This is a genomic window from Mycobacterium sp. DL592, from assembly GCF_011694515.1.
Lineage (GTDB): Bacteria > Actinomycetota > Actinomycetes > Mycobacteriales > Mycobacteriaceae > Mycobacterium.
The window spans coordinates 3182675-3209312 of sequence record NZ_CP050192.1 but is presented as its reverse complement, the minus strand read 5'-3'; the positions used below and the strand labels follow the sequence as shown (position 1 = coordinate 3209312).

At 67.5% G+C, this 26638-nt stretch carries 26 protein-coding genes; 22 read left to right on the top strand and 4 right to left on the bottom strand.

Going from position 1 to position 26638, the window contains the following annotated elements; translation table 11 throughout:
• The 5 genes from HBE64_RS15385 to HBE64_RS15365 all read left to right on the top strand — a co-directional run bounded on the left by HBE64_RS15385 (window position 1) and on the right by HBE64_RS15365 (window position 4924).
• Window positions 1–366 (top strand): YraN family protein, encoded by a 366-nt coding sequence (locus tag HBE64_RS15385; protein WP_167103779.1) that lies wholly within the window; start codon window positions 1–3, stop codon window positions 364–366.
• Complete coding sequence (locus HBE64_RS15380; protein WP_167103776.1) at window positions 366–1877, top strand: YifB family Mg chelatase-like AAA ATPase; 1512 nt, start codon at window positions 366–368, stop codon at window positions 1875–1877. The genes HBE64_RS15385 and HBE64_RS15380 overlap by 1 nt, the downstream gene beginning before the upstream one ends.
• Entirely contained in the window at window positions 1874–3007 is a 1134-nt protein-coding gene (dprA, locus tag HBE64_RS15375; RefSeq protein ID WP_167103773.1) for a DNA-processing protein DprA, read from the top strand. Before HBE64_RS15380 ends, dprA begins: the two co-directional genes overlap by 4 nt.
• 68 nt (window positions 3008–3075) lie before the next feature.
• Window positions 3076–3924, top strand: a complete 849-nt coding sequence (locus tag HBE64_RS15370; RefSeq protein WP_167103770.1) for a siderophore-interacting protein — start codon at window positions 3076–3078, stop codon at window positions 3922–3924.
• A gap of 76 nt (window positions 3925–4000) precedes the next feature.
• Entirely contained in the window at window positions 4001–4924 is a 924-nt protein-coding gene (locus HBE64_RS15365; RefSeq protein ID WP_167103767.1) for a tyrosine recombinase XerC, read from the top strand.
• Between the two features lie 4 nt (window positions 4925–4928).
• On the opposite strand, the gene HBE64_RS15360 is transcribed toward HBE64_RS15365, so the two are convergent.
• Both HBE64_RS15360 and HBE64_RS15355 read right to left on the bottom strand, forming a co-directional pair.
• Window positions 4929–6359, bottom strand: coding sequence for a YdiU family protein (locus tag HBE64_RS15360; RefSeq protein WP_167103764.1), 1431 nt, complete (start codon window positions 6357–6359; stop codon window positions 4929–4931).
• Between the two features lie 29 nt (window positions 6360–6388).
• Window positions 6389–6886: a M23 family metallopeptidase gene (locus HBE64_RS15355; protein WP_167103761.1), complete on the bottom strand. Its 498-nt coding sequence runs from the start codon at window positions 6884–6886 to the stop codon at window positions 6389–6391.
• Between the two features lie 279 nt (window positions 6887–7165).
• Here HBE64_RS15355 and rpsB point away from each other — a divergent pair, with 279 nt between their 5' ends.
• The 13 genes from rpsB to rlmN all read left to right on the top strand — a co-directional run bounded on the left by rpsB (window position 7166) and on the right by rlmN (window position 20443).
• Complete coding sequence (gene rpsB, locus HBE64_RS15350; RefSeq protein WP_167103758.1) at window positions 7166–7996, top strand: 30S ribosomal protein S2; 831 nt, start codon at window positions 7166–7168, stop codon at window positions 7994–7996.
• A gap of 11 nt (window positions 7997–8007) precedes the next feature.
• A complete protein-coding gene (gene tsf / locus HBE64_RS15345; protein WP_167103753.1) occupies window positions 8008–8823 on the top strand; it encodes a translation elongation factor Ts in 816 nt (271 codons plus the stop codon).
• A 126-nt stretch (window positions 8824–8949) separates the two neighbouring features.
• Entirely contained in the window at window positions 8950–10368 is a 1419-nt protein-coding gene (locus HBE64_RS15340) for an amidase (RefSeq protein WP_167103751.1), read from the top strand.
• Window positions 10369–10463: 95 nt separating this feature from the next.
• The gene (locus HBE64_RS15335; RefSeq protein WP_371743991.1) at window positions 10464–11633 is read left to right on the top strand and encodes an ABC transporter permease; all 1170 of its coding nucleotides are present in this window, start codon (window positions 10464–10466) and stop codon (window positions 11631–11633) included.
• Window positions 11633–12196, top strand: coding sequence for an ABC transporter permease (locus tag HBE64_RS15330; RefSeq protein ID WP_167103749.1), 564 nt, complete (start codon window positions 11633–11635; stop codon window positions 12194–12196). Before HBE64_RS15335 ends, HBE64_RS15330 begins: the two co-directional genes overlap by 1 nt.
• A 2-nt stretch (window positions 12197–12198) precedes the next feature.
• Complete coding sequence (locus HBE64_RS15325; protein WP_167103748.1) at window positions 12199–12948, top strand: ABC transporter ATP-binding protein; 750 nt, start codon at window positions 12199–12201, stop codon at window positions 12946–12948.
• Window positions 12945–14456: an APC family permease gene (locus HBE64_RS15320; RefSeq protein WP_167103745.1), complete on the top strand. Its 1512-nt coding sequence runs from the start codon at window positions 12945–12947 to the stop codon at window positions 14454–14456. The genes HBE64_RS15325 and HBE64_RS15320 overlap by 4 nt, the downstream gene beginning before the upstream one ends.
• A gap of 4 nt (window positions 14457–14460) precedes the next feature.
• Window positions 14461–16443 (top strand): primary-amine oxidase, encoded by a 1983-nt coding sequence (locus HBE64_RS15315; RefSeq protein ID WP_167103742.1) that lies wholly within the window; start codon window positions 14461–14463, stop codon window positions 16441–16443.
• A 159-nt stretch (window positions 16444–16602) separates the two neighbouring features.
• Window positions 16603–16956 (top strand): Fe-S protein, encoded by a 354-nt coding sequence (locus HBE64_RS15310; protein ID WP_167103735.1) that lies wholly within the window; start codon window positions 16603–16605, stop codon window positions 16954–16956.
• A gap of 127 nt (window positions 16957–17083) precedes the next feature.
• Window positions 17084–17851 (top strand): UMP kinase, encoded by a 768-nt coding sequence (pyrH, locus tag HBE64_RS15305; RefSeq protein ID WP_167103731.1) that lies wholly within the window; start codon window positions 17084–17086, stop codon window positions 17849–17851.
• Window positions 17852–17869: 18 nt separating this feature from the next.
• Window positions 17870–18427 (top strand): ribosome recycling factor, encoded by a 558-nt coding sequence (gene frr / locus HBE64_RS15300; protein WP_167103728.1) that lies wholly within the window; start codon window positions 17870–17872, stop codon window positions 18425–18427.
• Complete coding sequence (locus tag HBE64_RS15295; protein ID WP_167103725.1) at window positions 18427–19320, top strand: phosphatidate cytidylyltransferase; 894 nt, start codon at window positions 18427–18429, stop codon at window positions 19318–19320. Before frr ends, HBE64_RS15295 begins: the two co-directional genes overlap by 1 nt.
• A gap of 31 nt (window positions 19321–19351) precedes the next feature.
• Window positions 19352–20443, top strand: a complete 1092-nt coding sequence (gene rlmN / locus HBE64_RS15290) for a 23S rRNA (adenine(2503)-C(2))-methyltransferase RlmN (RefSeq protein ID WP_167103722.1) — start codon at window positions 19352–19354, stop codon at window positions 20441–20443.
• An 89-nt stretch (window positions 20444–20532) separates the two neighbouring features.
• Here the strand turns inward: rlmN and HBE64_RS15285 are convergent, their stop codons facing one another.
• Both HBE64_RS15285 and HBE64_RS15280 read right to left on the bottom strand, forming a co-directional pair.
• On the bottom strand, window positions 20533–20787 hold the full coding sequence (locus tag HBE64_RS15285; protein WP_167103718.1) for a DUF2631 domain-containing protein: 255 nt from the start codon (window positions 20785–20787) through the stop codon (window positions 20533–20535).
• 64 nt (window positions 20788–20851) lie between these two features.
• Entirely contained in the window at window positions 20852–22210 is a 1359-nt protein-coding gene (locus HBE64_RS15280) for a deoxyribodipyrimidine photo-lyase (RefSeq protein WP_167103715.1), read from the bottom strand.
• Window positions 22211–22282: 72 nt separating this feature from the next.
• Here HBE64_RS15280 and puuE point away from each other — a divergent pair, with 72 nt between their 5' ends.
• The 4 genes from puuE to HBE64_RS15260 all read left to right on the top strand — a co-directional run bounded on the left by puuE (window position 22283) and on the right by HBE64_RS15260 (window position 26638).
• Window positions 22283–23197 carry an allantoinase PuuE gene (gene puuE / locus HBE64_RS15275; protein WP_167109252.1) on the top strand — a complete coding sequence of 305 codons (915 nt, stop codon included), beginning with the start codon at window positions 22283–22285 and terminating at the stop codon, window positions 23195–23197.
• A gap of 253 nt (window positions 23198–23450) precedes the next feature.
• Window positions 23451–24611, top strand: coding sequence for a glycosyltransferase (locus HBE64_RS15270; RefSeq protein ID WP_243841332.1), 1161 nt, complete (start codon window positions 23451–23453; stop codon window positions 24609–24611).
• On the top strand, window positions 24608–25624 hold the full coding sequence (locus HBE64_RS15265; protein ID WP_167103712.1) for a GDP-mannose 4,6-dehydratase: 1017 nt from the start codon (window positions 24608–24610) through the stop codon (window positions 25622–25624). Before HBE64_RS15270 ends, HBE64_RS15265 begins: the two co-directional genes overlap by 4 nt.
• A 9-nt stretch (window positions 25625–25633) precedes the next feature.
• Complete coding sequence (locus HBE64_RS15260; RefSeq protein ID WP_167103709.1) at window positions 25634–26638, top strand: GDP-mannose 4,6-dehydratase; 1005 nt, start codon at window positions 25634–25636, stop codon at window positions 26636–26638.

Sequence of the window (26638 nt, the reverse complement as noted above, 5' to 3'; positions counted from 1 at the left end):
ATGACAATGTTGACGCGTGGCCAGCTGGGCGCGCTGGGTGAGCAGCGCGCCGTCGACCATCTGACATCCCTGGGATCGCGAATCGTGGCCCGCAACTGGCGCTGCCGCTACGGCGAACTCGACGTGATCGCGGCCGACGCCGACGGCACGGTGGTGTTCGTCGAGGTCAAGACCCGCAGCGGCGACGGCTTCGGTGGCTTGGCCTACTCCGTGACACCGCAGAAAGTTCGCCGACTGCGGCGGCTCGCCGGGCTGTGGCTGGCCGAGCAGGAGCAGCGTTGGCCGGCCATCCGCATCGACGTGATCGGGGTGCGGGTCGGCAGGCAGCGCGACCCGGAGGTCTTTCACCTGAAGGGCGTCGGCTGATGGCGCTGGGACGGGCCTACTCGGTGGCTGTGCGCGGGCTGGACGGCGAGATCGTCGAGATCGAGGCCGACATCAGCACGGGACTGCCCGGGGTGTATCTGGTGGGGCTGCCCGACGCCGCGCTGCGGGAGTCCCGAGACCGGATACGTGCGGCAATCACCAACTGCGGCCACGAATGGCCCACATCGCGACTGACGCTGGCGCTGTCCCCGGCGACCTTGGCCAAGGCCGGCTCGCTATACGACATCGCGATCGCGGCCGCGGTGCTTTCCGCGAGCCACAAGAAGCCGTGGGATCGGCTGGAAAAGACGGTGCTGCTGGGAGAGTTGGCTCTCGACGGCCGGATCCGGTCCGTGCGCGGCGTACTTCCAGCTGTCCTGGCGGCCAAACGACAAGGCTGGCCCACCGTCGTTGTTCCTGTCGCCAACCTCGCCGAAGCCAGCCTGGTCGACGGGATCGAAGTCCTTGGCGCCCAGACACTGCGGCAGCTGCACGGCTGGTTAAGGGGCAAGGCTGCGCTCGCCGATCGCGTCGACATATCGGTCCCGCAGACCGATCCGGTCGCCGACCTGGCTGACGTGGTGGGCCAGAGCCACGCCCGGTTTGCTGTCGAGGTCGCCGCCGCCGGAGCTCACCACCTGATGCTCACCGGCCCGCCCGGAGTGGGGAAAACCATGCTGGCGCAACGGCTCCCCGGGCTACTACCCGAACTCACCGAGAGCGAGGCGCTGGAGGTTACCGCCATTCATTCGGTGGTTGGAACGCTGTCCGAGACCACCCCGCTGATCACTCGTCCGCCCTTCATCGCGCCGCACCATTCGTCGAGTGTGGCCGCCCTGGTCGGTGGCGGCTCGGGCATGGCCCGTCCCGGTGCCGTCAGTCGCGCTCATCGCGGTGTGCTCTTCCTCGACGAATGTGCCGAGATTCGGGTCAGCGTCCTCGAATCCCTTCGAACACCCTTGGAGGACGGCGAGATTCGGCTTGCCCGACGTGACGGTGTGGCGTGTTATCCCGCGCGGTTTCAGCTCGTGATGGCGGCCAACCCGTGCGCCTGTGCGCAAACCGATCCGAAGGACTGCATCTGCACCTCGTTGGAGAAGCGTCGCTATCTCGGCAAGCTCTCCGGACCGCTGATGGATCGGGTGGATCTGCGGGTCGAGATGCACATGGTGCGCGCCGGTGCCTTCGCGCCCGATGCGGCCGAACCCACTGCCGCCGTGCGTGATCGTGTTGCGACGGCACGCGCGGCGGCTGCCGCCCGCTGGCACCGATACGGCTTCACCACCAACGCCGAAGTCACCGGCTCGGTGCTGCGCCGAAAGTTCCGGCTCGACAACAGCGCGATGGCACCGCTGAAAAGTGCACTCGAACGCGGCGTACTGAGCATCCGGGGCGTTGACAGGTCACTGCGGGTCGCGTGGACGTTAGCGGATCTCGCTGGACGCACGACGCCGAGCATCGACGACGTGGCGGTGGCATTGAGCTTCCGCCAGGGCGGAGCAAAGCCATGACGGTCGATGCCAGGACGTTGGCATGGGCGTATCTGTCCCGGGTCGCCGAACCGCCTTGTGACGAGATCGCCGCGTTGATCCGCGAAGTCGGGCCTGTGGAAGCTTCGTGCCGGGTCGCCCGGGCAGAGGTGAGCGATGCGTTGCGTGAACGCACGGCCGCGCGGCGTGACATCGATGCGGCTGAAGCGGATCTGGCTCTCCTGGCGCGCCGCGGAGGCCGGCTGATCACGCCCGACGATGACGAGTGGCCGACCCTGGCCTTCGCGGCCTTCGGCGGGTCCGCGGTGCGCGAGAAGCCACAGGGCCGGCCACCGATCGCGTTGTGGGCAATCGGCCCGGCCCGGCTTGACGAGGTCGCGGAGCGAGCTGCGGCCATCGTGGGGACGCGAGCGGCCTCCGGGTACGGCGAACACGTCGCCGCCGACTTGGCCGCGGGGCTGGCCGAGCATGAGGTCACCGTGGTCTCCGGCGGCGCATACGGCATCGACGGCGTAGCGCACCGCACCGCGCTGGCTGCTGAGGGGCAGACCGTGGCGGTGCTGGCCGGCGGTATCGATGTTCTGTATCCGGCCGGTCACTCGTCGCTGCTGCACCGCATCAGTGGTTCCGGCCTGCTGCTCACGGAGTACCCGCCGGGCGTACGCCCGGCGCGACACCGCTTCTTGACCCGCAATCGGCTGGTGGCGGCGCTGGGCGCGGCCACGGTGGTGGTGGAGGCTGGCGTGCGCAGCGGGGCGGCGAACACCGCCGCGTGGGCGCGAGCCCTCGGCAGGGTGGTCTGCGCGGTGCCCGGCCCCGTGACGTCGGCGTCCTCGATGGGATGTCATGTGCTGCTGCGTAGCGGCGCTGAGCTGGTGACCCGAGCCGAGGAGGTGGTCGAATTAGTCGGTCGGGCAGGTGAATTCGCCGATGAAGAGCCACGTCCGGTCGGCCCGCTCGACGGTCTGAGTGTTCCCGAGAAGCAGGTGTACGAGGCGCTGCCGGCGCGCGGCGTTCTCAGCGCGGATGAGATCGCGGTCGCTTCAGGTCTGGCGCCGACCGCGGTGCTCGGACCGCTGGCAATGCTGGAGATCGCCGGACTGGCCCGTCGCGAGGACGGCTGCTGGCGGCTCGTGAGCCGCCGCACGTAGCCACCCGCCGTGCCCTCATCAGCCCGTATGATCGCTGAGGTTAGCTAACGATTTGGTCAGGAGGCGTCATGGCGGGTCGGCCACTCCACACGTTCCAGGTGGTCAGCACCGAGCAGATCGCTCCCCACATGGTGCGGGTGGTGCTCGGCGGGACGGGTTTCGACACGTTCACCCCGTCAGAGTTCACCGATTCCTACGTCAAGTTCGCCTTCATTCGCGACGACATCGACGTCACCACCCTGCCGCAACCGCTGACCCTGGACAGCTTCGCCGGCCTGGCGCCCGAGCACCAGCCGACGGTGCGCACCTACACGGTCCGCCGCGCCGACCCTGCTACCCGCCAGATCACCGTCGACTTCGTTGTCCACGGCGAGCACGGGGTGGCCGGCCCCTGGGCTGCAGCTGCCCAACCTGGCGACACGATCCACCTGATGGGTCCCGGCGGCGCCTACGCACCGGACCCGGCCGCCGACTGGTATCTGTTCGCCGGCGACGAGGCGGGCCTCCCGGCGATCAGTGCAGCCCTGGAAGCGTTGCCGCCCAACGCTATCGGCAAGGCGTTCGTCGAGGTCGCCGGCCCCGAGGACGAGGTCGACGTGGCCGTGCCCGACGGTGTGGAGATCTACTGGATCTATCGCGGTGGACGCGCCGACCTCGTTCCCGAGGACAAGGCCGGCGACCACTCTCCACTGGTCGAGGCGGTCACCACCGCGCAATGGCTGCCCGGTCAGGTCCAGGTCTTCATTCACGGCGAGGCTCAGGCAGTCATGCACAACCTGCGGCCCTACATCCGCAAGGAACGCGGTGTGGACGCGAAGTGGGCATCGATCTCGGGTTATTGGCGCCGCGGCCGTACCGAGGAGACGTTCCGGCAGTGGAAGAAGGAGCTCGCCGCAGCCGAAGCCGGTGAAGGTTAGGCCGGCGACGTCACAGCACGGACACGGCTGCGCGTCGATCGGCGGTCGCGTCGTGGTTTGATGCGAGCGTAGGGGAGTGCACGATCCCGGCGACCACCACACCGCGATCCTCGACGACTATGCCGAGTACCTCGCGCTGGAGCGCGGCCGATCCGAACACACCCGGCGGGCCTATCTGGCCGACCTGCGTGCACTGTTCACCTTCATCGACGAGCGCGCTCCCGGCGCAGGCCTGCGCGCGCTGACTCTGCCGGTTCTGCGGTCGTGGCTCGCCGCGCAGGCCGGCGGCGGCGCCGCGCGCACCACCCTGGCCCGCCGCACCTCAGCAGTGAAGACGTTCACGGCCTGGGCCACCCGCCGCGGACTGCTCGACACCGACCCCGCTACCCGCCTGCAGCTGCCGAAAGCGCGTCGAACCCTGCCCGCCGTGCTGCGCCAGGATCAGGCGCTGGCCGCCATGGCAGCCGCTAGTCTGGGCGCCGAGCAGGGCGACCCGCTGGCACTGCGCGACCGGCTGATCGTCGAATTGCTCTACGCCACCGGTATCCGGGTCAGCGAGCTGTGCGGCCTGGACGTCGACGACATCGACACCGGGCGTCAACTGCTGCGCGTGCTGGGCAAGGGCAACAAGCAGCGCACCGTGCCGTTCGGCAGGCCCGCGCTCGCGGCGCTGGAGGCCTGGCTCGCCGATGGCCGACCCGAACTGGTCAACGCCAGCTCCGGTCCCGCGCTATTGCTCGGCCCCCGTGGTAAGCGGCTGGACCCGCGGCAGGCCCGAACGGTCGTCCACCAGACCATCAGCGCGGTCGACGGTGCACCCGACATCGGCCCGCACGGCTTGCGGCACAGCGCGGCCACCCACCTGCTCGAAGGCGGCGCCGATCTGCGCATCGTGCAGGAACTGCTGGGCCACTCGACGCTGGCCACCACCCAGCTCTACACCCACGTCACGGTCGCGCGGCTGCGCGCGGTGCATGACCAGGCCCACCCGCGAGCCTGAAAGATCAAGTACCGCAGAAGGTTTGGAAGCAGCGCCCGAACTCCTCGGGCGCCGGCTCGGCGTAGCGTTCCAGTCCTGGCCGCTCGTCGTACGGGGAGCTGATCGCGCCGAGCAGGCCGTGGAACGGCGCCATGTCGCCGTTGGCCGCGGCGGTCAATGCCTCCTCGACCAGATGATTGCGCGGAATGTAGACGGGGTTGACCCGCCGCATCGCAGCGGTGTCCGGACCCAGCTCGCGCCAGCGGTCGGCCCACTGCGCAACAGCGGGCTCGACGTCGCCGCGCGCCAGCCGGCTGAAGAACGAGGTGTAGTCGATGCGCTCACCGGCGAGCAGCGTCACCAGGTCGTCGACGAGCTGCTCGACGACGGCGTCGTCCACCTCGTCGGACAGCCCGAGTTTGCGGCGCATCCCCGCCGACCAGGCCGCGGTGTAGCGCTGCGGGAAGTTCTGCACCGCTTCGGTCGCCAGCGCGATCGCCCGGTCCTGATCCTCGGCGATCAGCGGCAGCAGCGCCTCGGCGAACCGGGCGAGGTTCCACGCGGCGACCGGCGGCTGGTTGCCGTAGGCGTAGCGGCCCCACGAGTCGATCGAGCTGAACACTGTCTGCGGGTCGAAGGCGTCCATGAAGGCGCACGGCCCGTAGTCGATCGTCTCGCCCGAGATCGTCATGTTGTCGGTGTTCATCACGCCGTGCACAAATCCGACCAGCATCCACTGCGCGATCAGCTGCGCCTGGGCGGCCACCACCGCGTCGAGCAGCGCCAGATAGGGATTGTCGGCCTGGGCGGCGGCGGAGTAGTGCCGATCGATCGCGTGGTCGGCGAGGCGGCGTAGCAGCACTAAGTCGCCGGTGGCGCCGACGTATTGGAAGCTGCCGACGCGCAGATGGCTGGCGGCGACGCGGGTGAGGACGGCACCGTCGAGCAGGGTCTCGCGTCGCACGCGGACACCGGTGGCGACGACGGACAACGAACGGGTGGTCGGAATCCCCAGCGCGTGCATCGCCTCGCTGACGAGATATTCGCGCAGCATCGGGCCGATGGCCGCCAGACCGTCGCCGCCGCGGGCGAACGGCGTGCGTCCCGAGCCCTTCAGGTGCAGATCGCGGAGCCGCCCCCGGGTGTCAGTCAGCTCGCCGAGCAGCAGGGCGCGGCCGTCGCCCAAGCGGGGCACCCAGCCGCCGAACTGGTGACCGGCATACCCCTGCGCGACCGGCTGCGCGCCGGCCGGCACCTGTGTCCCGACGAGCAGACCGATCCCGTCCGGACTGCGCAGCCATGCCGGATCGAGCCCCAGCTCGGCAGCCAGCGATTCGTTGAGGACGAGCAGCCGCGGATCGGGAGCAGCCTCGGCCTGCCACTGCACGGCGAGTTCGGGCAGCTCGGCGGCGAATCGATGGCCGAGGACGACGGTCGGGTCCGGCGCAATGCTCATCGTTGGCCAGCCTACGTAAGCCCAGCCGCTCAACCCAGCCCTGCCAGCGGCTTGAGGCGAATCGGTGTGTCCGCCAGCAGGCCGGTCGGGTCGACGTAGTCGGCCCGTGCCGCCGGCCCCCACATCGCGCCCCAGTGCAGGCAGGCCGGCGCCGGGCACCCGGCGTGCCCGGCCACCAGCCGCCCCAGCACCGACGACCCGTCGACCAGCTGACCCACCCGAACCAGCGCGTCGACGGGCTCATAACTCGTCCGTAATCCACCGGCGTGCGCCAGGGACACCACCGGCCGCCCGGCCAGCGTCCCGGCGAACACGACCGTCGCCGGCCCCGCGGCATAGACCTCCTGGCCAGGGACCCCGGCCAGGTCCACCCCGCGGTGGCCCCGCTGCCAGTCCGGGGCGGGTGCGTCGAAACCCCGCGTCACCCCCGGGGGCGGGCGCAGGGGCCACTGCAGGCGCGAGGTCTGGGCCGCGCTCGGCGCGGCGCACCCCAAAAGTGCGACGATCACCGCCGCCAGGATCCGCATCGTCCCAGTTCAGCGCTCCGATTGGGGTTTCGGTAGGCCGGATGGTCGCGGCTGTGCACCGGGGCGGCGCTGTGGACAAAGCACCCCTTCGGGGCGTGTAAACTTTGGAACGCAACTCGCGCGAGCGGGTTGACTTCGCGCGTCTGCGGTTCGAACCCATTTGGTTCGTCACCTGTATGCCGGGCGGTCCCGCTCCCCGGCGGGTCCGGCATCGAAGCGGGCGCCAGGATCCGGCTCACCCGATGCCGGATGACAACCGACAACAGGTAAGGCACAACCATGGCCGTAGTGACCATGAAGCAGCTGCTCGACAGCGGCACCCACTTCGGGCACCAGACCCGTCGCTGGAATCCCAAGATGAAGCGGTTCATCTTCACCGACCGCAACGGCATCTACATCATCGACCTGCAGCAGACGCTGACCTACATTGACCAGGCGTACGAGTTCGTCAAGGAAACCGTCGCCCACGGCGGTTCCATCATGTTCGTCGGCACCAAGAAGCAGGCGCAGGAGTCCATCGCCGAAGAGGCGACCCGCGTCGGCATGCCGTACGTGAACCAGCGCTGGCTCGGCGGCATGCTCACCAACTTCTCCACCGTCCACAAGCGTCTGCAGCGGCTCAAGGAACTCGAGTCGATGGAGCAGACCGGCGGCTTCGAGGGACGCACCAAGAAGGAAATCTTGATGCTGACCCGCGAGAAGAACAAGCTCGAGCGGTCGCTCGGCGGTATCCGCGACATGAGCAAGGTGCCCTCGGCGATCTGGGTCGTCGACACCAACAAGGAGCACCTGGCCGTCAGTGAGGCCATCAAGCTCGGTATCCCGGTCATCGCGATCCTGGACACCAACTGCGACCCCGACCAGGTCAACTACCCGATCCCGGGTAACGATGACGCGATTCGGTCGGCTGCGCTGCTCACCAAGGTGATCGCCTCCGCAGTCGCCGAGGGCCTCAAGGCCCGTGGTGGCGCCGGCAGCGGCGACAAGCCCGAAGCCGCCGCCGAGCCGCTGGCCGAGTGGGAGCAGGAACTGCTCGCCGGTGCCACGGCGTCGGTGCCCACCGAAGCCGGCCCCGTCGCAACTGAATCCGTTACCGAAGAAATCTCGTAAGAAAGGCTCTGATGGCTAACTTTTCCGCTGCCGACGTCAAGCGGCTTCGGGAGCTCACCGGCGCGGGCATGCTCGACTGCAAGAATGCCCTCGCCGAGAGTGACGGCGATTTCGACAAGGCCGTCGAGGCGTTGCGCATCAAGGGTGCGAAGGACGTCGGCAAGCGCGCCGAGCGCGCCACCGCCGAAGGTCTGGTCGCCGCCAAGGGCGGCGCCCTGATCGAGCTCAACTCCGAGACCGACTTCGTCGCCAAGAACGCCGAGTTCCAGAACCTGGCCGACCAGATCGTCGACGCCGCACTGGCCTCCAAGGCCGCCGACGTCGACGCGCTCAAGGCCGCCAGCATCGGCGACAAGACCGTGGAGCAGGCGATCGCCGAGCTGTCGGCCAAGATCGGCGAGAAGCTGGAGCTGCGTCGCGCGCAGTACTTCGACGGCAACGTCGAGGCCTACCTGCACAAGCGTGCCGCCGACCTGCCGCCCGCCGTGGGTGTGCTGGTGGAGTTCACCGGTGACGACCAGGATGCTGCGCACGCGGCCGCCCTGCAGATCGCCGCGCTGAAGGCCAAGTACCTCACCCGCGACGACGTTCCGGCCGAACTGGTCGAGACCGAGCGCCGGGTGGCCGAGGAGACCGCCAAGGCCGAGGGCAAACCCGAGCAGGCGTTGCCCAAGATCGTCGAAGGTCGCCTCACCGGCTTCTACAAGGATGTCGTGCTGCTCGACCAGCCGTCGGTGTCCGACAGCAAGAAGACGGTCAAGGCTCTGCTCGACGAGGCCGGCGTGACCATTACGCGGTTCGTCCGCTTCGAGGTCGGCCAGCAGTAAAGCTTGGGCGGAACACCAATCCGCTCACTGGAAAACCCCGCGCCAGATCCGGTGATCCCGGAGGCGCGGGGTTTTGCCATTTGAGGAGGCAGAGCTATTGAACACGTGTCTGCTAGCGTCGTTTCAGTGACCCGACACGTGCATGCCTTCCGCGACGACGCGCTGGGCGACCTCGACGCCGTCGCCCTCGTCGACGCCATTCGCACCGGCAAGGTGACGCGCCCCGAGGTCGTCGAGGCCGCCATCGCCCGCACCGAGGCCGTGAACCCTGAACTCAACGGGCTGGCGCACGAGATGTTCGACCGCGCCCGGGCCCGCGCCTCGGCGCCCGGAGGCGGCTACTTCGACGGGGTGCCGACGTTCATCAAGGACAACGTGGACCTCGAGGGCATGCCCACCATGCAGGGCACCGACGCGTGGGATCCGAAGCCGCAGCCCGACCACGGTGACTTCGCCCGCTTCTTTTTGGCCTCCGGCCTGATTCCGCTCGGCAAGACCCAACTCTCGGAGTTCGGGTTCAGCGCCTCGGCTGAGCACCCCAGGCTCGGTGCGGTCCGCAACCCCTGGGACACCGACTTCACCGCGGGTGCGTCCTCGTCGGGGTCGGCCGCCTTCGTCGCCGCCGGCGTGGTGCCGATCGCCCACGCCAACGACGGCGGCGGATCGATCCGGATCCCGGCCGCCTGTAACGGGCTCGTCGGTCTCAAACCGTCTCGGGGCCGGCTCCCGCTGGACAAGATGTCGCGCCAGATGCCGGTCCGCATCGTCAACGACGGTGTGCTGACCCGTTCGGTGCGCGACACCGCGGCGTTTTACCGTGAGGCAGAACGGATTTGGCGCGATCGCCGCCTGCTGCCGATCGGCGCCGTCACCGGACCTGGCACGCAACGGCTCAGAATCGCCGTCGTCACCCAGTCGCTGACCCGGCAGAGCAGCCCGGGCGTTCGGGCCCTCACATTGCAGACCGCCGAGTTGCTCGAGAGTCTGGGCCACCATGTCGACCACCTCGACCGCAACCCCATCCCGCGCTACTTCGTTGACGACTTCCTTTTGTACTGGTCGCTTTTGGCGATGACGCTGGTGAGGTCGGGGCAGCGCACGTTCGGGCCGACGTTCGACCGCAGCAGGCTGGACAACCTCACGCTCGGCCTCGACCGCCACGCCAGCCGCAACCTGCACCGGATGCCGATCGCGATCACCAGGCTGAGCCGGCTGCGCCGGGTCACCGCCCGGTTCTACCAAACCTACGACGTCCTGCTCACGCCCACGCTGGCCGAGGAGACCCACCGCATCGGCCACCTCGACCCGACCGCTGACTATCAGCAGATCATCGACAGGCTGGTGGACTGGGTGGCATTCACCCCATTGCAGAACGCCACCGGCGAGCCGGCGATCTCGCTGCCGCTGGCGCAGTCCGAATCCGGCATGCCGGTCGGGATGATGCTGGGAGCCCCGATCGGCCACGAACGCCGGCTCCTCGAGTTGGCTTACGAGCTCGAAGCGGCGCATCCGTTCCCGCGAATTCAGACCGTAGCGGCACCCTAATCAGATACAGCGCCGTAACGGCGGTGGGTGGCCGTTAACCAGACGGACACCCGGCGCTGCGACGTCTGAAACAACCCGCGCCCACCATCGTCGGTGTGGAGTCCACTGTGTCACCCACGATTTCGCGACCAACGGCGATCGCCACCTCAACCGGGAACAACACCTTCGTGCGTTTGCTCCGGTTCGCCTTGGCCAACATCCGCCGAAGGCCCGAACGGTTCGTGCTGTCCGTTCTGGGCATCGCGCTGGCCATCACCTGTGTCACCGTCGTGCGCACGATCTCGTCGAGTTTCGCTATCACAGGCCAAGATTCGGTCACCGACGTGATCGGCGGCGCCCAGCTGTGGGCAGTCCCCTCGGCCGGGGTGCACTATGACAGCACTGTCCAGGCACTCGTTGCCGACGGTCAGGCGCCCGCGTTGGAGATGCCGGACGGCTGGCGCGGGTTCCGGACACTGTCGGGCGTGACCGAGGTCGGCGGTAACCCCGTCTCCATCCGGGGCAACGACGAAATCGACTCTGGCAAAGCCATTCTCGGTTCCGCGCTGGCCGACCGACTGGGCCTGCACAATGGTGACCGGGTATCGGTGGGGGGCCGCGAACTGCAGGCCGACGTCGTCGGTACGGGTCAGTCGCTCACGGTCTCGACGGACGTGGCGCAGGCGGTCGTCGGCGACAACGGCTGGTGGACGATCTTCGCGCCGCCCGGCCAGGACAAGAACCGCGACCTCGGGCCGACCTTCGGCGCGGTTGTCGGACTGCCATCGACCACCGATCCGTCGGTGAAGCCGAAACCCAACGGCCCCGGCCTGATCTACGACACCGTGGGCGGGTCCGGACCGCTGACGTTCGAGCAGAAGTTCTCAGCGCTGTTCTCCGGCAAGGTCACCGGCTCCACTCTTGGCCTCATCTCGATCATCGGCCTGGGGCTGGGCTTCGTCATCGCGGCGTCCTCCTTCCTGGCCGCCGTTCAGGAGCGACGCCGCGAGTTCGGGATCATGTCGAGCATCGGTCTTGCCGACGAGGTGCTGTACTTCTTCCTGGTCGAGTCCGCGGTGATCTTTGTGGCGGCTTACGTCATCGGGGTGCTCGCTGCGGGAGTTGCTGTCGCACTTGTTATTCCGGGAATCGCCACCCCCGTCGCCTGGTTGCAGGCCGCCGGGATGGTGGCCGGCTTCCTGCCCGCGATGGCCATCGTCGGCGCGCTGGTACCGGTGCACCGGCTGCTCCAACAACGTCCCGTCGACCTGCTCGGAGACCGCTGATGATCGCTCGTGGTCTGTCCTACGGCTGGCTGGCCGCCCGCCGCCGGGTCGGCGAGATGATCCTGCCCATCGTCACCACCGCGACCGGCGCCTTCCTGGTCGTCACCGTCTTCGGTATGTCGGCCGGAATCCGCGAGCAGTCAGCCGCATTGGGCCATGCCGCCGAGATCGGCCGCGCGGTGATCCTCATCGCCTTGACAGTCCTGCTGGTCGGTGTCGTCGAGGTCGCGGTGGCCACCACCCGCACCGTCGCGCACCGCACCCGCGAACTCGGGGTACTGGGTGCCACCGGTGTACCGCGGGGGCCGGTGGTCGCCGCACTGCTCGTCGAGCCCGTCGTGGCCGCCACCCTCGGCGCCGTGCTCGGTGTGGTGCTGGCCGTGCTGGCATCGATCATGTTGGCGGCGTTGGGTTTTGTGCCTACCGGAGTGTCGCCGGCGGGCCTGACGCTGGGCGCGGTGATCGCGATCGTGGTCAGCATCATCGCCGCCGTGGCCACCAGCATCGTGCCTACCTGGAACGCAGCGTCGCGTCCGCCCATCCGTTCCCTGACCGGAGGTTAGCCGTGACCGCAGTCGAAGATGCCCCGTCGGATACCGCCGAGGTCACCGGCTCTCAACCGGTCATCGAGGTCAGCGATGTGTGGAAGCTGCACAAGCTCGGCGACGAGGTGGTCAAGGCACTCGTCGCCGTCGAGTTGACGGTCCAGCCGGGCGAATTCGTCTGCCTGATGGGTCCCAGCGGTAGCGGCAAGTCCACTCTGCTCAACATCATCGGCGGCCTGGACCGCCCGACCAAGGGATCGGTGAGCATCGCCGGCCGGGACACCGCGGCGCTGACCGAGAGCCAGTTCGCCGCACTGCGCCACGACACGATCGGGTTCATCTTCCAGAGCTACAACCTCATCCCGTTTCTGTCCGCGGTCGAGAACGTCGAGCTACCACTGATGTTCGAACCCTACGACCGCAAGGCGCTGCGACAGCGGGCCCTGGAACTGCTCGACCTCGTCGGCTTGAGCCACCGCGTGCACCACCAGCCGACCAAGATGTCCGGCGGCGAACAACAGCGCACCGCCATCGCCCGTTCGCTGATCAGCAATCCCACCCTTGTGCTCGCCGACGAACCCACGGCGAACCTGGACCACCGGACCGGGGAGACGGTGGTCCGCATGCTGCGCGACCTGTGCTCGACGCTCGGCGTCACGGTGGTCGCCAGCACCCACGATCCCACGGTGGCCGACGAAGCGAGCCGTGTCGTCCGGATGAAAGACGGACAAATCATCAATGGACAACCGCCATCGGGAGATACCGCATGACACAAGAGCTCGAGGCTTCGCCGCCAACTCAGCGCGACAAGCTGCTCACCACCGAACTGGTCCCGGAGCAGGTGCTGCCCAAGGTCATGACGACCTTCGGTCTCACCGCCACCTACGTCTTCATCATCTGCTGGATCACCGGCTCGTCGATCATGGCGGCCGGTGGCTGGACGGCGATCCCGATGTGGATCCTCGGCATCCTCACATTCCTCATCCCGGCGGGTATGGCCGTTGCCGAGCTGGGCAACCTGTGGCCCGGTGAAGGCGGTGTCTACATCTGGGCCACCCGCACGATGGGGGAGACGTGGGGCTTCATCGGCGGCTACCTGTCGTGGATTCCGGTGGTGCTCAACTCCGCGTCGTCCCCGGCGATCATCCTGCAGTTCCTGCTACTGGCGTTCCACGCCGAACTGGGCCTGACGATGTCGATCATCTTGCAGGTGGCGCTGCTGTGGGCGGTCATCGGTTTGGCGCTGGCCAAGCTGGCGGCCAACCAGCGCATCATGAACACCGTCTTCGTCGTGTACTGGGTGCTGACCGCGGTCATCTTCATCTCAGGTGTCATCTATGCGTTCCGCAATGGGTCGGCCCAGCCGTTCACCGCGCACGCGGCACTGGTGCCCGACTTCGCCGGCGCGGGCTTCCTCTACGGCACGGTGCTGCTCTACCTGGTCGGCGTCGAGACGCCCTACAACATGGGTGCGGAGTTCCTGTCGGTGCGCAAGAGCGGGCCGAAGATGGTGGTGTACGGGTCGATCGCGCTGATCCTGATCTACCTGCTGACCACGCTGGGCACCGTGATGGTGCTGCCCGCCGACCAGGTCGACCCCGTCACCGGCGTCATCGGGATGCTCGGCACCGCCGCCCCCAAGGGCGTGATGGAGGTCGCCGGCGTCGTCCTGGCCTGCATCGTGTTCGTGGCGTTGATGAGCTACCAGGTCACCTATTCGCGACTGATCTTCGTCTCCGGTCTGGAGCGCCATCTGCCGCGAATCTTCACCCACCTCAACCCGCGCACCCGCAACCCGGTGACCGCCGTGCTGATCCAGGGTGTGTTGTCCTCGCTGCTCATCGTCGGCCTCTATTCGCAGAGCAGCATGGCCAATGTCACGGTGTTCCTGCAGGGCGGCCTGTCGATCGCCTGGCTGATCTCCGGGTTCTTCTTCCTGTTCCCGGTCATCCTGGCCCGCAAGAAGTATGCCGATCGCTATGCCGCCGAACAGTTCTGGCGCATTCCCGGCGGCATCGTCGGCGTGTGGATCACGGTGGTGATCGGCACATTGGGCACGCTCGGCGGCATCTACTACTCGTTCGCCAAGTCGTGGATCAAGGACGTGCCGGACAGCACCTGGATGGTGTGGACCGGCAGCATCGCGGTGGGCATGTTCGCGCTCGGCGTGGTCGTCTACATCTTCGGCCGGCGCTCCGCTCGGAAGATGACCCAGGAGGACGCGCTGGCCCATCTGGCGGTCCTCGACCTGACCAAGACCGAAACCGGAACGGTGTAACAGCATGACGATGGACAGCATTGTGCTCAGCGGCTCTCCGACAGCCGATGCGGTGCGCTACCCGCTCGATCCGCTGTCGGGCGCCGAGATCGAGGCCGCGGCCCAGATCATCAAGGAGTCCGATTTCGCCTCGGGCACAGTCAAGTTCGTGATGATCCAGCTCGCCGAGCCGGACAAGACCCCGACGCTGACATTCGCCGGGCTAGCCGAGGACATCCCGCGGCGGGCATTCGTCACGATGTATGACCCGGCAGCCAAGATGATCTACGAGGCGGTGGTCGACATCGGCGCCCGCACCGTCGATTCGTGGACGCCGATCCCGGGGCGGTTCCCGTCCTACCTCGTCGAACACATGACGGGTGTGGAAGAGGTAGTCCGCGCCGATCCGCGTTGGCAGGAGGCGATGCGCAAGCGCGGAGTCACCGACTTCGATCTGGCGATGATCGATCCGTGGCCGGCCGGGTACTACGGCGCCCAGGATCACTACGACAACTCGCCGTTGATCTGCCGGCCGCTGACGTTCATGAGGGCCGCCCCCTCCGAACACGGCTACGCACGCCCGGTCGAGGGATTGATCGTCACGTTCGACCTCGATTCCATGAAGGTGTTCGACATCGAGGATCACGGTGTGGTTCCGTTGCCGCCCAAGGCCGGGAACTACACCGCCAAGTACATGTTCGACGAGGACAACCGGCCGGCTTTCACACAGTTCCGCGACGACGTGAAGACCATCGAGATCACCCAACCCGACGGCCCGAGCTTCACCGTGGACGGCTGGAACGTGCAGTGGCAGAAGTGGTCTCTGCGGGTGGGCTTCAACCCTCGCGAAGGTCTGACGTTGCACGAGGTCACCTACAACGACCGCGGGACGGTGCGGCCGGTGATGTACCGGGCCGCCCTGTCGGAGATGGTGGTGCCCTACGGTGACACCTCGCCGACCCACTGGAACAAGAACGTGTTCGACATGGGTGAAGTCGGGATGGGCTTTTCGGCGAACCCGTTGACGCTGGGCTGTGACTGTCTCGGCGAGATCTACTACTTCGACGGCACGGTTCACGACTCCGACGGCAACGCCGTGGTGATCCCGAACGCGATCTGCATGCATGAGGAGGACTATGGGATCTCCTGGAAGCACACCGATTTCCGCACCGACGAAGTCGAGGTGCGCCGGGCCCGCCGCCTGGTGATCTCGATGATCTGCACCGTCGGCAATTACGAGTACGGGTTCTTCTGGTACCTCTACAACGACGCCTCCATCGAGATGGAGGTCAAGCTGTCCGGGGTACTGACCACCGGCTCGATCCCCGAAGGTGAGACCCCGCGGTGGGGCAAGCTCGTCGCGCCGGGGATCTACGGCCCAAATCACCAGCACTTCTTCAACTTCCGGCTCGACATGACCGTCGACGGGCCGGACAACAGTGTCTACGAGGTCGATTCCATCCCGGAGCCCGAACCCGAGCTCAACCCGCACCACAACGCGTGGATCGCCAAGGACACGCTGGTGGCATCCGAGGCGCAGGGCGCCAGGGACTGGAACTGGTCGACCGGCCGGTACTGGAAGGTCGTCAACCCCTCGAAGCTCAACGAACTTGGCAGCCCGGTGGGCTACAAGCTGATGCCGCGCGATCCGGTGCCGGTGATGGTGCAGGAGGGCTCCTACATCTACGACCGGGCCCGCTTCGTGCAGCACAACCTCTGGGTGACCAAGTACGACCCCGCGGAGAAGTTCGCGGCAGGCGACTACATGTACCAAAGCGCCGACGCGCAGGGGCTGCCCCAGTATGTGGCCGACGACGCGCCGCTGGAGAACACCGACATCGTGCTCTGGTACACCGTCGGGGCCCACCACATCGTGTGCCCGGAGGACTGGCCGGTGATGCCGTGCCATTACACCGGGTTCAAGATGAAGCCGATCGGCTTCTTCGACGGCAATCCGGCACTCGATGTGCCGCCGTCACCGCCGAAGGGCTGCCACAGCCATCACTGACAGCCGACGACGATGCGCCGCAGCGAAGCGAGGCGCTGAGGAGCGGCTTATCAGCCTGCGTCGACAGCGGCGAGGATTCTGCGGAATCCTCGCCGCTGGTCGCTGCGGCGCGGCGCTTCTGCCTGGTGGCGCCCCTGCGGTGACGTACGCTGACCGGCTATGGAGCTACTACGCAACGTAGTCGTCTTGCTGCACATCGCCGGGTTCGCCGTGACGTTCGGGGCCTGGGTCGCCGAAGCCGCGGCCACCCGCTTCCGCGTCACCCGCGTCATGGATTACGGGCTGTTGCTGTCACTGCTGACCGGCCTGGCGCTGGCGGCGCCGTGGCCGGCGGGCACCGTGCTCAACTACCCCAAGATCGGGATCAAGCTGTTCATCCTAATTGTGATCGGCGGCCTCCTCGGGATGGGTGGCGCCCGGCAGCGCCGCACCGGCGAACCGGTCCCGCGGCCGATTTTCGTCGCGGTGGGCGTGCTGTCGTTCACGGCGGCCGCTGTCGCCGTGCTCTGGTGACGGCCGTTTTCGCGGCCGCAACCCGGGCATTCCGCCAGTTCGGCGATGAGGCAGGATGGAAGTGCCGTCTCGGGCGTCGCCGGGATGGCAATCTCATGCCAGGAGCCCGACGAGTCCGAGGAGTCTGATGGGGGAGCCGGCCAGCACCAACGGCGCCGAGCCGTCGGCGCACGAGTCCCAGCCACTGCGCCCGAAGTATGCGCGCGTACTGCTCAAACTCGGCGGTGAGATGTTCGGCGGCGGTGCCGTCGGACTCGACCCTGACGTGGTCGCCCAGGTGGCCCGCCAGATCGCCGAGGTGGTGCGCAGCGGTGTGCAGGTCGCTGTCGTCATCGGCGGTGGCAACTTCTTCCGCGGCGCGCAGCTGCAGCAGCGCGGTATGGAACGTACCCGCTCGGACTACATGGGCATGCTCGGCACTGTGATGAACAGCCTTGCGCTGCAGGACTTCCTGGAGAAGGAAGGCATCGTCACCCGGGTGCAGACCGCCATCACCATGGGTCAGGTCGCTGAGCCCTACCTGCCGCTGCGCGCGGTACGGCACCTGGAAAAGGGCCGGGTCGTCATCTTCGGCGCCGGTATGGGGCTGCCGTACTTCTCCACCGACACCACCGCCGCACAGCGCGCGCTGGAGATCGGCGCCGACGTGGTGCTGATGGCCAAGGCGGTCGACGGGGTGTTCACCGACGACCCGCGGGAGAACCCGGATGCCGAGCTGCTCACCGAGATCAGCCACCGCGAGGTCATCGACCGCGAGCTGCGGGTCGCCGACGCCACCGCCTTCAGCCTGTGCATGGACAACGGAATGCCGATCCTGGTCTTCAACCTGCTGACCAACGGGAATATCGCCCGTGCGGTCGCAGGTGAGAAGATCGGGACTCTGGTCACCACCTGAGGGAGAGGACCCCCGCACATGATCGAAGAGACCCTCTTCGATGCCGAAGAAAAGATGGAGAAGGCTGTCGCCGTCGCGCGCGACGACCTGTCCTCCATCCGGACCGGACGGGCCAACCCCGGTATGTTCGCCCGCGTCGTCGTCGACTACTACGGGTCGATGACCCCGATCACCCAGCTGTCGAGCATCAACGTCCCCGAGGCGCGGATGGTCGTCATCAAGCCCTATGAGGCCTCCCAACTCAAGGTGATCGAAGACGCCATCCGCCACTCCGACCTCGGCGTCAACCCGACCAACGATGGCAACATCATCCGGGTGTCGATCCCGCAGCTCACCGAGGAGCGGCGCCGGGACCTGGTCAAGCAGGCCAAGGCCAAGGGCGAGGACGCCAAGGTCTCGGTGCGCAACGTCCGGCGCAAGGCGATGGAGGAGCTGGCCCGGATCAAGAAGGACGGCGACGCCGGCGAGGACGACGTCAGCCGCGCGGAGAAGGACCTCGACAAGACCACCCACACCTACGTCACGCAGATCGACGAACTGGTCAAGCACAAGGAAGGCGAACTGCTGGAGGTCTGATGACCCCTCAGCAACCATCGCCCGTGGCAGACACCGAGTCCGGCACCGCCGGTTCCGACGCGCCGGACAAGAAGGCGTCGCGGGCCGGACGCAACCTGCCCGCCGCGATCGCCGTGGGCGCCGTCCTGGGCGCGATGGCGATCGGCAGCCTGCTGTTCGCGCCGAAGTGGTGGTTCCCGCTGCTGGCCGTCGCCATCGCGATCGCCACCCACGAGGTGATCCGCCGGCTACGCGAACACGGCTATGCGATGCCGACGGTGCCGCTGCTGCTCGGCGGCCAGGCGATGATCTGGCTGGCCTGGCCGTGGGGTGTGGCGGGGACGCTGGGCGCCTACGGCGCGACGATCGTGGTCGCCATGGTGTGGCGCCTGCTCGGCCACGGTCTACGCGAACAGCCGGTCAACTATCTGCGCGACATCGCCGCGACGGTCCTGCTGGCCACCTGGGTGCCGCTGTTCGCCAGCTTCACCGTGCTGCTGATCCTGGAGGACCATGGCGGCGCCCGGGTGTTCACGGTGATCGCCACCGTCGTCTTCGCCGACATCGGCGGCTATATCGCCGGCGTGCTGTTCGGCAAGCACCTGATGGCCCCGGCGATCAGTCCCAAGAAATCCTGGGAGGGCCTCGGCGGTTCACTGCTGTTCGGCGTCACCGCCGCGGTGTTGTCGGTGACATTCCTGCTGCACAAGCCCGCCTGGGTCGGCCTGCCGCTCGGCTTGATGCTCGTGATCACCGGCGTGCTCGGCGACCTGGTCGAATCCCAGGTCAAACGAGACCTGGGTATCAAGGACATGGGAACGCTGCTGCCCGGCCACGGCGGGATCATGGATCGCATCGACGCCATGCTGCCCTCTGCGGTAGTCGGCTGGATCGTGCTGACGCTGCTGGCCTGAGCCGGCCCCGCGGTCAGCGATACTGGACGTGATGAAACAAGAGCTGGTCTTCGAGGCACCCCGCCGCGCGCTGCCGCCGCGGCACCTCGCCGACCTCGACGCCGAGGGCCGCGCGGCTGCCGTGGCCGAACTGGGCCTTCCCGCCTTCCGGGCCAAGCAACTGGCCCAGCAGTACTACGGCAGGCTGCTGGCCGACCCGCAGCAGATGACCGATCTGCCTGCCGCGGTGCGTGACACCGTCGCCGAGGCGCTGTTCCCCACGCTGCTCTCGGTGGCCAAGGAGATCGAGTGCGACGCGGGGGAGACCCGAAAGACGTTGTGGCGCGCCCACGATGGCACGACATTCGAGTCGGTGCTGATGCGCTACCCGAACCGCAACACCGTCTGCATCTCTTCGCAGGCCGGCTGCGGGATGGCCTGCCCGTTCTGCGCGACCGGGCAAGGTGGGCTGACCCGCAACCTGAGCACTGCGGAGATCCTCGAGCAGGTGCGTGCCGCGGCCGTGACGTTGCGCGACGGCTTCGGGGACCGGCTGTCGAACGTCGTCTTCATGGGCATGGGTGAGCCGCTGGCCAACTACAACCGGGTGCTGGCGGCCGTGCGCCGCATCACTGCCGCGCCGCCGGACGGGTTCGGCATCTCCGCGCGCTCGGTCACCGTGTCGACGGTCGGCCTGGCCCCGGCGATCCGCAAACTCGCCGACGAGCACCTCGGGGTCACCCTTGCGCTGTCGCTGCACACCCCCGACGACGAACTACGCGACACCCTGGTCCCGGTCAACGACCGCTGGAAGGTCGCCGAGGCGCTGGAGGCCGCGCGTTACTACGCCGACGCGACGGGCCGGCGGGTGTCCATCGAGTACGCGCTGATCCGCGACGTCAACGACCAGCCGTGGCGCGCTGACCTGCTGGGCAAGAAGCTGCACCGCTCGCTGGGGGCGCTGGTGCACGTCAACCTGATCCCGCTCAACCCCACCCCGGGCAGCAAGTGGGATGCCAGCCCCAAGCCGGTGGAGCGGGAGTTCGTGCGCAGGGTGCGCGCGCAGGGAGTGTCGTGCACGGTTCGGGACACCCGGGGACGCGAGATCGCGGCCGCCTGCGGGCAGCTGGCCGCCGAAGGTTAGTCAGCCTTCTCGCCCAAACCGACGTTTCGCAGCAGAATCGCGAGTAGATCGCGCCAATTCGTCGATCTCGACGACGGAGGAGCTAGTGCCTAGCGCAACCAGCCGCGGCGGCGGCCCCACCAGTCGCGGATGACGATGCCCGCCACCAGGATCGCGAACCCGATCAGCACGTAGTCCTCGACGTGGCCGACGTGGTTGCCGCGCAACATGCCCAGCAGGAACACGATGGCGAAGATGCCGAAGGCGTACCAGCTGCGGTAGTTGATCTTGCTCCAACCCCAGGCAGCTGAGGGGACGTCGGCGGGATCGACGTCGTTGTAGCGCTCCACCTCGGTGCTGGGCATTGCGGCTCCTGTCGGACTCAGATGAGCAATTGCCGTCATTCTGGCACACCGACCCCCGCCCGGCTCAGCCGATCCGGCCGTAACGCGCCAGTGCTTCGACCCGCTCGGCGGCGTGGTCGACGATCGGGTCGGGGTAGCCCGGCGGGCGCCCCGCCTTGAGTTTGTGGACGTCGGTCCCGGCCAGTTCGGGGCCGGCCAGTTCGGGCACCCAGCGGCGCACATAGTCCCCGGCCGGGTCGAACTTCTCGCCTTGGGCGGTGGGGTTGAACACCCGGAAGTACGGCGCGGCGTCGGTCCCCGAACCCGCACACCACTGCCAGCCGTGCTGGTTGCTGGCCATATCGCCGTCGACGAGCTGCTCGAGGAACCAGCGCGCCCCCCACTGCCAGGGCAGATGCAGATCCTTGACCAGGAACGAGGCGACGATCATCCGGACCCTGTTGTGCATGAAACCCGTCTGCAGCAGCTGGCGCATCCCGGCGTCGACGATCGGGTAGCCCGTGCGACCCTGCTTCCACGCATCGAACGCCGCGCGGGCTGCTGCGTCGGTGTCGACGTCGATCGCGTCGTAGCTGCGGTTCCAGTTCTGCCACGCGCTGTGCGGCCATTCGGCCAGCACGGTGGCATAGAAGTCGCGGAAGGCCAGTTCCCGCAGATAGGCCGCCGGGCCGCTGTGGCGCACGTCGAGGTCGACGACCATGGTCCGCGGGTGGATGGTGCCGAATTTCAGGGGGGCCGACATCCGGCTGGTGCCCGGCTTGTCGGGGCGGTTGCGGTCCTCTGCGTAGTCGGCCAGCCCGGTCTCGACGAACTCCGCCCACCGGCTCTGTGCGGCGGCCTCGCCGGCCTCGACGTCCATCTGTGCCCCCGGATCGGGTGCGCCGACCCGCGTCACCCCGGTCAGGGCGGCGGGGTCGATCCAGCGCACCGCGGCCGGATCCGACTGGGCGGGGGCGCGCCAGCCGACGTCGCGCCACCGGGACAGGAACGGCGTGAACACCTTGTAGGGGGTGCCGTCGTCCTTGGTGACCCGGCCCGGTGAGACCAGATATGGCGACCCGGTCGGCTGCAGCGCCCGGCCGTCGGCGGCCAGCGCCGCGGCGACGGCCGTGTCGCGGCGCACCCCGAAGGGGCTGAAATCTGCCGAGATGTGCACGGTCTGGGCCCCGATGTGCGCGCTCATCGCGGGGATCTGCTCCTCGGGCCTGCCGCGGACGATCAGCAGCCTGTCGTCGAGCGCCTCGGACAGGGCCCGCAGCGAGTCGCCCAGGTATTGCAGTCGGCGCGGGCCGCAGGACTGTTCAAGCCTCGGGTCAAGGACGAAGACTCCCAGCACCTCGGCGTCGTCGGCGGCCGCCTCCAACAGTGGCGGGAGGTCGCGCAGCCGAAGGTCGCGGCGGAACCACAGCAGTGTGGACGGCATGACGTCCATGCTGCCTTGTCCACGAAGCCGGTGCCGGCCGGGGTTGGCTGCCACAATGGCGCAATGAGCCCTATGGACGGCGCGGCAGGCTATCCGCGTGACATGGTCGGCTACGGTCCGAACCCGCCCCACCCACACTGGCCCGGGCAGGCCAACATCGCGGTCCAGTTCGTGCTCAACTACGAAGAGGGTGCGGAGAACAACGTTCTGCACGGCGATGCCGCCTCCGAGACATTCCTATCGGAAATCGTTGGTGCGCAGCCATTTCCGAACCGGCATATGAGCATGGAGTCGCTCTACGAGTACGGGTCGCGGGCAGGATTGTGGCGCCTGCTGCGGGTTTTCGACAGACGCGGCCTGCCGCTGACCGTGTTCGGAGTGGCCATGGCGCTGGCCCGCAACCCCGAGGCGGTGGCAGCGTTCACCGCCCGCGGTGACGAGATCGCCTGCCACGGCCTGCACTGGATCAGCTATCAGCTCGTCGAGCCGGAGGTCGAGCGCGAACATATGGCGCGTGCCGTGCGGCTCATCACCGAGCTCACCGGGTCCGCGCCGCTGGGCTGGTACACCGGCCGTGACTCACCGCAGACCCGCAGCCTGGTCGTCGAGCACGGCGGCTTCCTCTACGACTCCGATTCCTACGCCGACGACCTGCCGTACTGGACGCAGGTGGGCGGAGCTGCCCACCTCGTCGTGCCCTACACGCTCGACACCAACGACATGCGATTCGCCACGGCGGGCGGGTTTCCTTCCGGGGAACAGTTTTTCGCGCATCTGCGCGATGCCTTCGACGTGCTCTACGCCGAAGGGGCCGCGGGGGCGCCCAAAATGCTCTCGATCGGGCTGCACTGCCGGCTGGCGGGGCGGCCCGGGCGCACCGCCGCGCTGGAACGGTTTCTCGACCACGTGCAGTCCCACGACAAAGTGTGGGTGACGCGGCGGGTGGACATCGCCCGGCATTGGGTCGAGCGGTTCCCGCCGCTGTGATTCCCACCATTAATTAACTGGCGCGACTGTAAATTCTGCGCCTAGGTTTTGCTGGTGGGACAACATTTCCCGTCGTAATGACCGCGGATTCGCCAGCGTTACATGAATTGCTGAAATGTGAACAAACGGACACCGGGGCCTTCTCGGGTTGTGGGTCCGGCCCGGGCAAGTTTCAATGTCAACTACGGGTCGGGGAACCTCAACCGCGCCAACGAAGCTCACGGTGCCACAGGCGCCGGATTGAGCAGGAGGCGTGGTCCGATCCTGGGAGGCCGACATCGGTCCGTACCCCGTGGCGATTGCGCACGACTACCTGACTCAGCGCGGTGGCGCCGAGAAGGTTGTGTTGGCAATTAGCCGGGCATTTCCGCAGGCTCCGATTTATACGTTGCTGTTCGATCCGGCCGGCACCTATCCGGAGTTCGCCGAACGTGACATCCGGGTCTCACCGCTGAACCGCGTCGGCCCGTTGCGGCGCAACCACCGGGCCGCGCTGCCGCTGCTCCCATTCGCCGCACAGGCCATGAAGGTCGACGCCGAACTGGTGATCACCAGTTCCAGCGGATGGGCGCACGGCTTTCGCGCCCACGGCGACAAACTCGTCTATTGCTACTCACCGGCCCGATGGCTCTATGCCAGCGAGATGTACCTCGGTGAGGGTGCCGGACCCCTCAAGAAGTCCGCGCTGGCCGTGCTGGGGCCCTACCTCAAACGCTGGGACCGCAGAGCGGCGCAGTCCTGCCAGCGCTACGTCGCCATCTCTTCGGTCGCCCGCGAGCGTATCCGCGACGCCTACGGCATCGACGCCGACGTCGTGCCCGCTCCCGTCGGCATGACTGGCCACGAGCAGGCCCAGCCTGTGCGCGCGGCACTCGACTGGCTCGGGCCGGCCGCTGCCCGGCGTCCGGCGGGCGAGTTCTATCTCTGCGTCTCACGGCTGCTGCCTTACAAGAACGTCGACGAGGTGGTGAGGGCATTCGGTGAGCTGGACCGGCCGCTGGTCGTCGTCGGTCGCGGCCCGGAAGCCGAGCGGATCCGTCGGCTCGCCGCGCCCAATGTGCTTATGCTCGAGGGCCTCTCGGATGACGAGATGGCCTGGCTGTACCAGAACTGTCGCGCTGTGGTGGCGGCCAGCTTCGAGGACTACGGGCTGACCCCGATCGAGGCCGGTGTGTGGGGCCGGCCGAGTGTGGTTCTGCGCTGGGGTGGATTCGTCGACACCGTGGTCGAAGGGGTCACCGGCGTGTTCTTCGACCGACCCGAGGCGGCCGAGATCGCCCGCGCCGTGCGGCGTTTGGAAAGTTCCCAATTCGACGAGAACAAGATCCGCGGCGCAATGGAGCGCTTCACCGAGGACCGATTCATCGACGGACTGCGGTCCGAAATACAAGCGACCATAGGGGTGGCGGCATGAGGCTCATCGACCAGCCGAAGAGATCGGCATTGATCACCGGTGTGACAGGACAAGACGGGCTGTACCTTTCGGAGCTGTTGCTGTCCAGGGGGTACACGGTCTACGGACTGATCCGTGGACAGAACAACCCCAAAGAGGCGATGCTGCGCCAGACCGTGCCCGGGGTGAAGGTCATCACCGGTGACCTGCTCGACATGTCGAGCCTGATGCGGTCGCTGACGATTGCCGAGCCCGACGAGGTCTACAACCTGGGCGCTGTGTCGTACGTGGCGTACTCGTGGCGCAACGCCCGGCTGACCACCGATGTCACCGGCGGTGGCGTGCTCAATCTGCTGGAAGCCATTCGGCTCTACCAGGACATCTCAGGCCGAAAAGTCCGGTTCTACCAGGCGTCGAGTTCGGAGATGTTCGGCAAGGTCCAGCAGGTGCCGCAGACCGAGTCGACCCTGTTGTGGCCCCGCTCGCCCTACGGGGTAGCCAAGGTCTACGGCCACTACATGACGGTCAACTACCGCGAGTCCTACGATATGCATGCGAGTTCCGGAATCCTGTTCAACCACGAATCACCGAGGCGTGGTGTGGAATTCGTCACCCGAAAGGTGACTCGCGCGGTGGCGCGGATCGCGCTGGGCGCCGAGAGTCACGTCACGCTGGGCAATCTCGACGCGCGGCGCGATTGGGGATTCGCCGGTGACTACGTCGAGGCGATGTATTTGATGCTGCAGCAGGACGTGGCTGACGACTACGTGATATGCACCGGCCGGACGCATTCCATTCGGGAGATGCTCGACATCGCCTTCGCCAGCGTCGGGATCGACGACTGGGAGCCCTACGTACAGCTGGACAAATCGCTCATCCGGCCGGCCGAGGTGGACCTGCTCGTCGGCGATGCCGCCAAAGCGCAGCGGGTTTTGGGTTGGCAGCCCACCGTCGGGTTCAAGGAACTCATCGAGATGATGGTGTCCAGCGATCTCGACAGCGAGTCGCGCGCGATGCGTGCTGCCGCGCTGTAGCGGCCTGTGATGACATCCCAACGGCCACCACGCGGTGCCGCACTGGTCACCGGCGTGACTGGGCAGGACGGCCACTATCTGGCCCGGCTGCTGACCGCGTCGGGCTTGACGGTGCACGGGGTGACGCGGCCCGGGTCGCTACCCGGACGCGCCGCACCCGGTGTCGTCGAACACCCGGTGGATCTGGAGGACGCCGATACCGTCCTCGCACTGGTGAGACGTGTTGCCCCGCAGTACGTCTTCCACCTGGCGGGAGTCACGTCGGTCGCGGCCTCCTGGCACGACCCGGTTACCGCGCTGAGTGTCAACTCGGGGTCGACCACCGCGCTGCTCGACGGCTGCCTGCGGGTGCAGGACGAACAGGGTCAGCCCATCGTCGTGGTCAACGCCTCGAGCGCGGAGATCTTCGCGGGCTCCTCGCAGTCACCGCAAACGGAAGCCACCCCGATCAACCCGACATCGCCCTACGGCGCCTCGAAGGCACTCGGCCACATGATGTGTGCGATCTACCGTACGCGGGGACTCGCGGCGGCCAACGCCATCCTCTACAACCACGAATCACCGCTTCGGCCAACCCGGTTCGTGACCCGCAAGATCAGCACTGCGGTCGCAAGGATCGCCTGCGGCCTGCAGGACTCGGTGCGCCTCGGTGACCTGCAGACCCGCCGTGACTGGGGCTGGGCACCGGACTATGTCGACGCGCTGTACCGCATCGCACTTCGCGGTGCCGGCGAGGATTTCGTGATCGCCACGGGCACCTCGTATTCGATCGCGGACTTCGTCCGCACCGCCTTCGCCGAGGTCGGCATCGACGATTGGCAGCGTTACGTCCACACCGACGCCGCGCTGATACGGCCGACCGACCCGGTGGACATGGTGGGGGATCCCAGCCACGCCGAACAGAGCCTGGGTTGGCGGCGGACCGCGGACTTCCCCGACATCGTCGCCGCGATGGTCCGCCACGACCTGGGCTCGATCGCAGCACCACAACATGCCATGGGAGGAAACAGATGA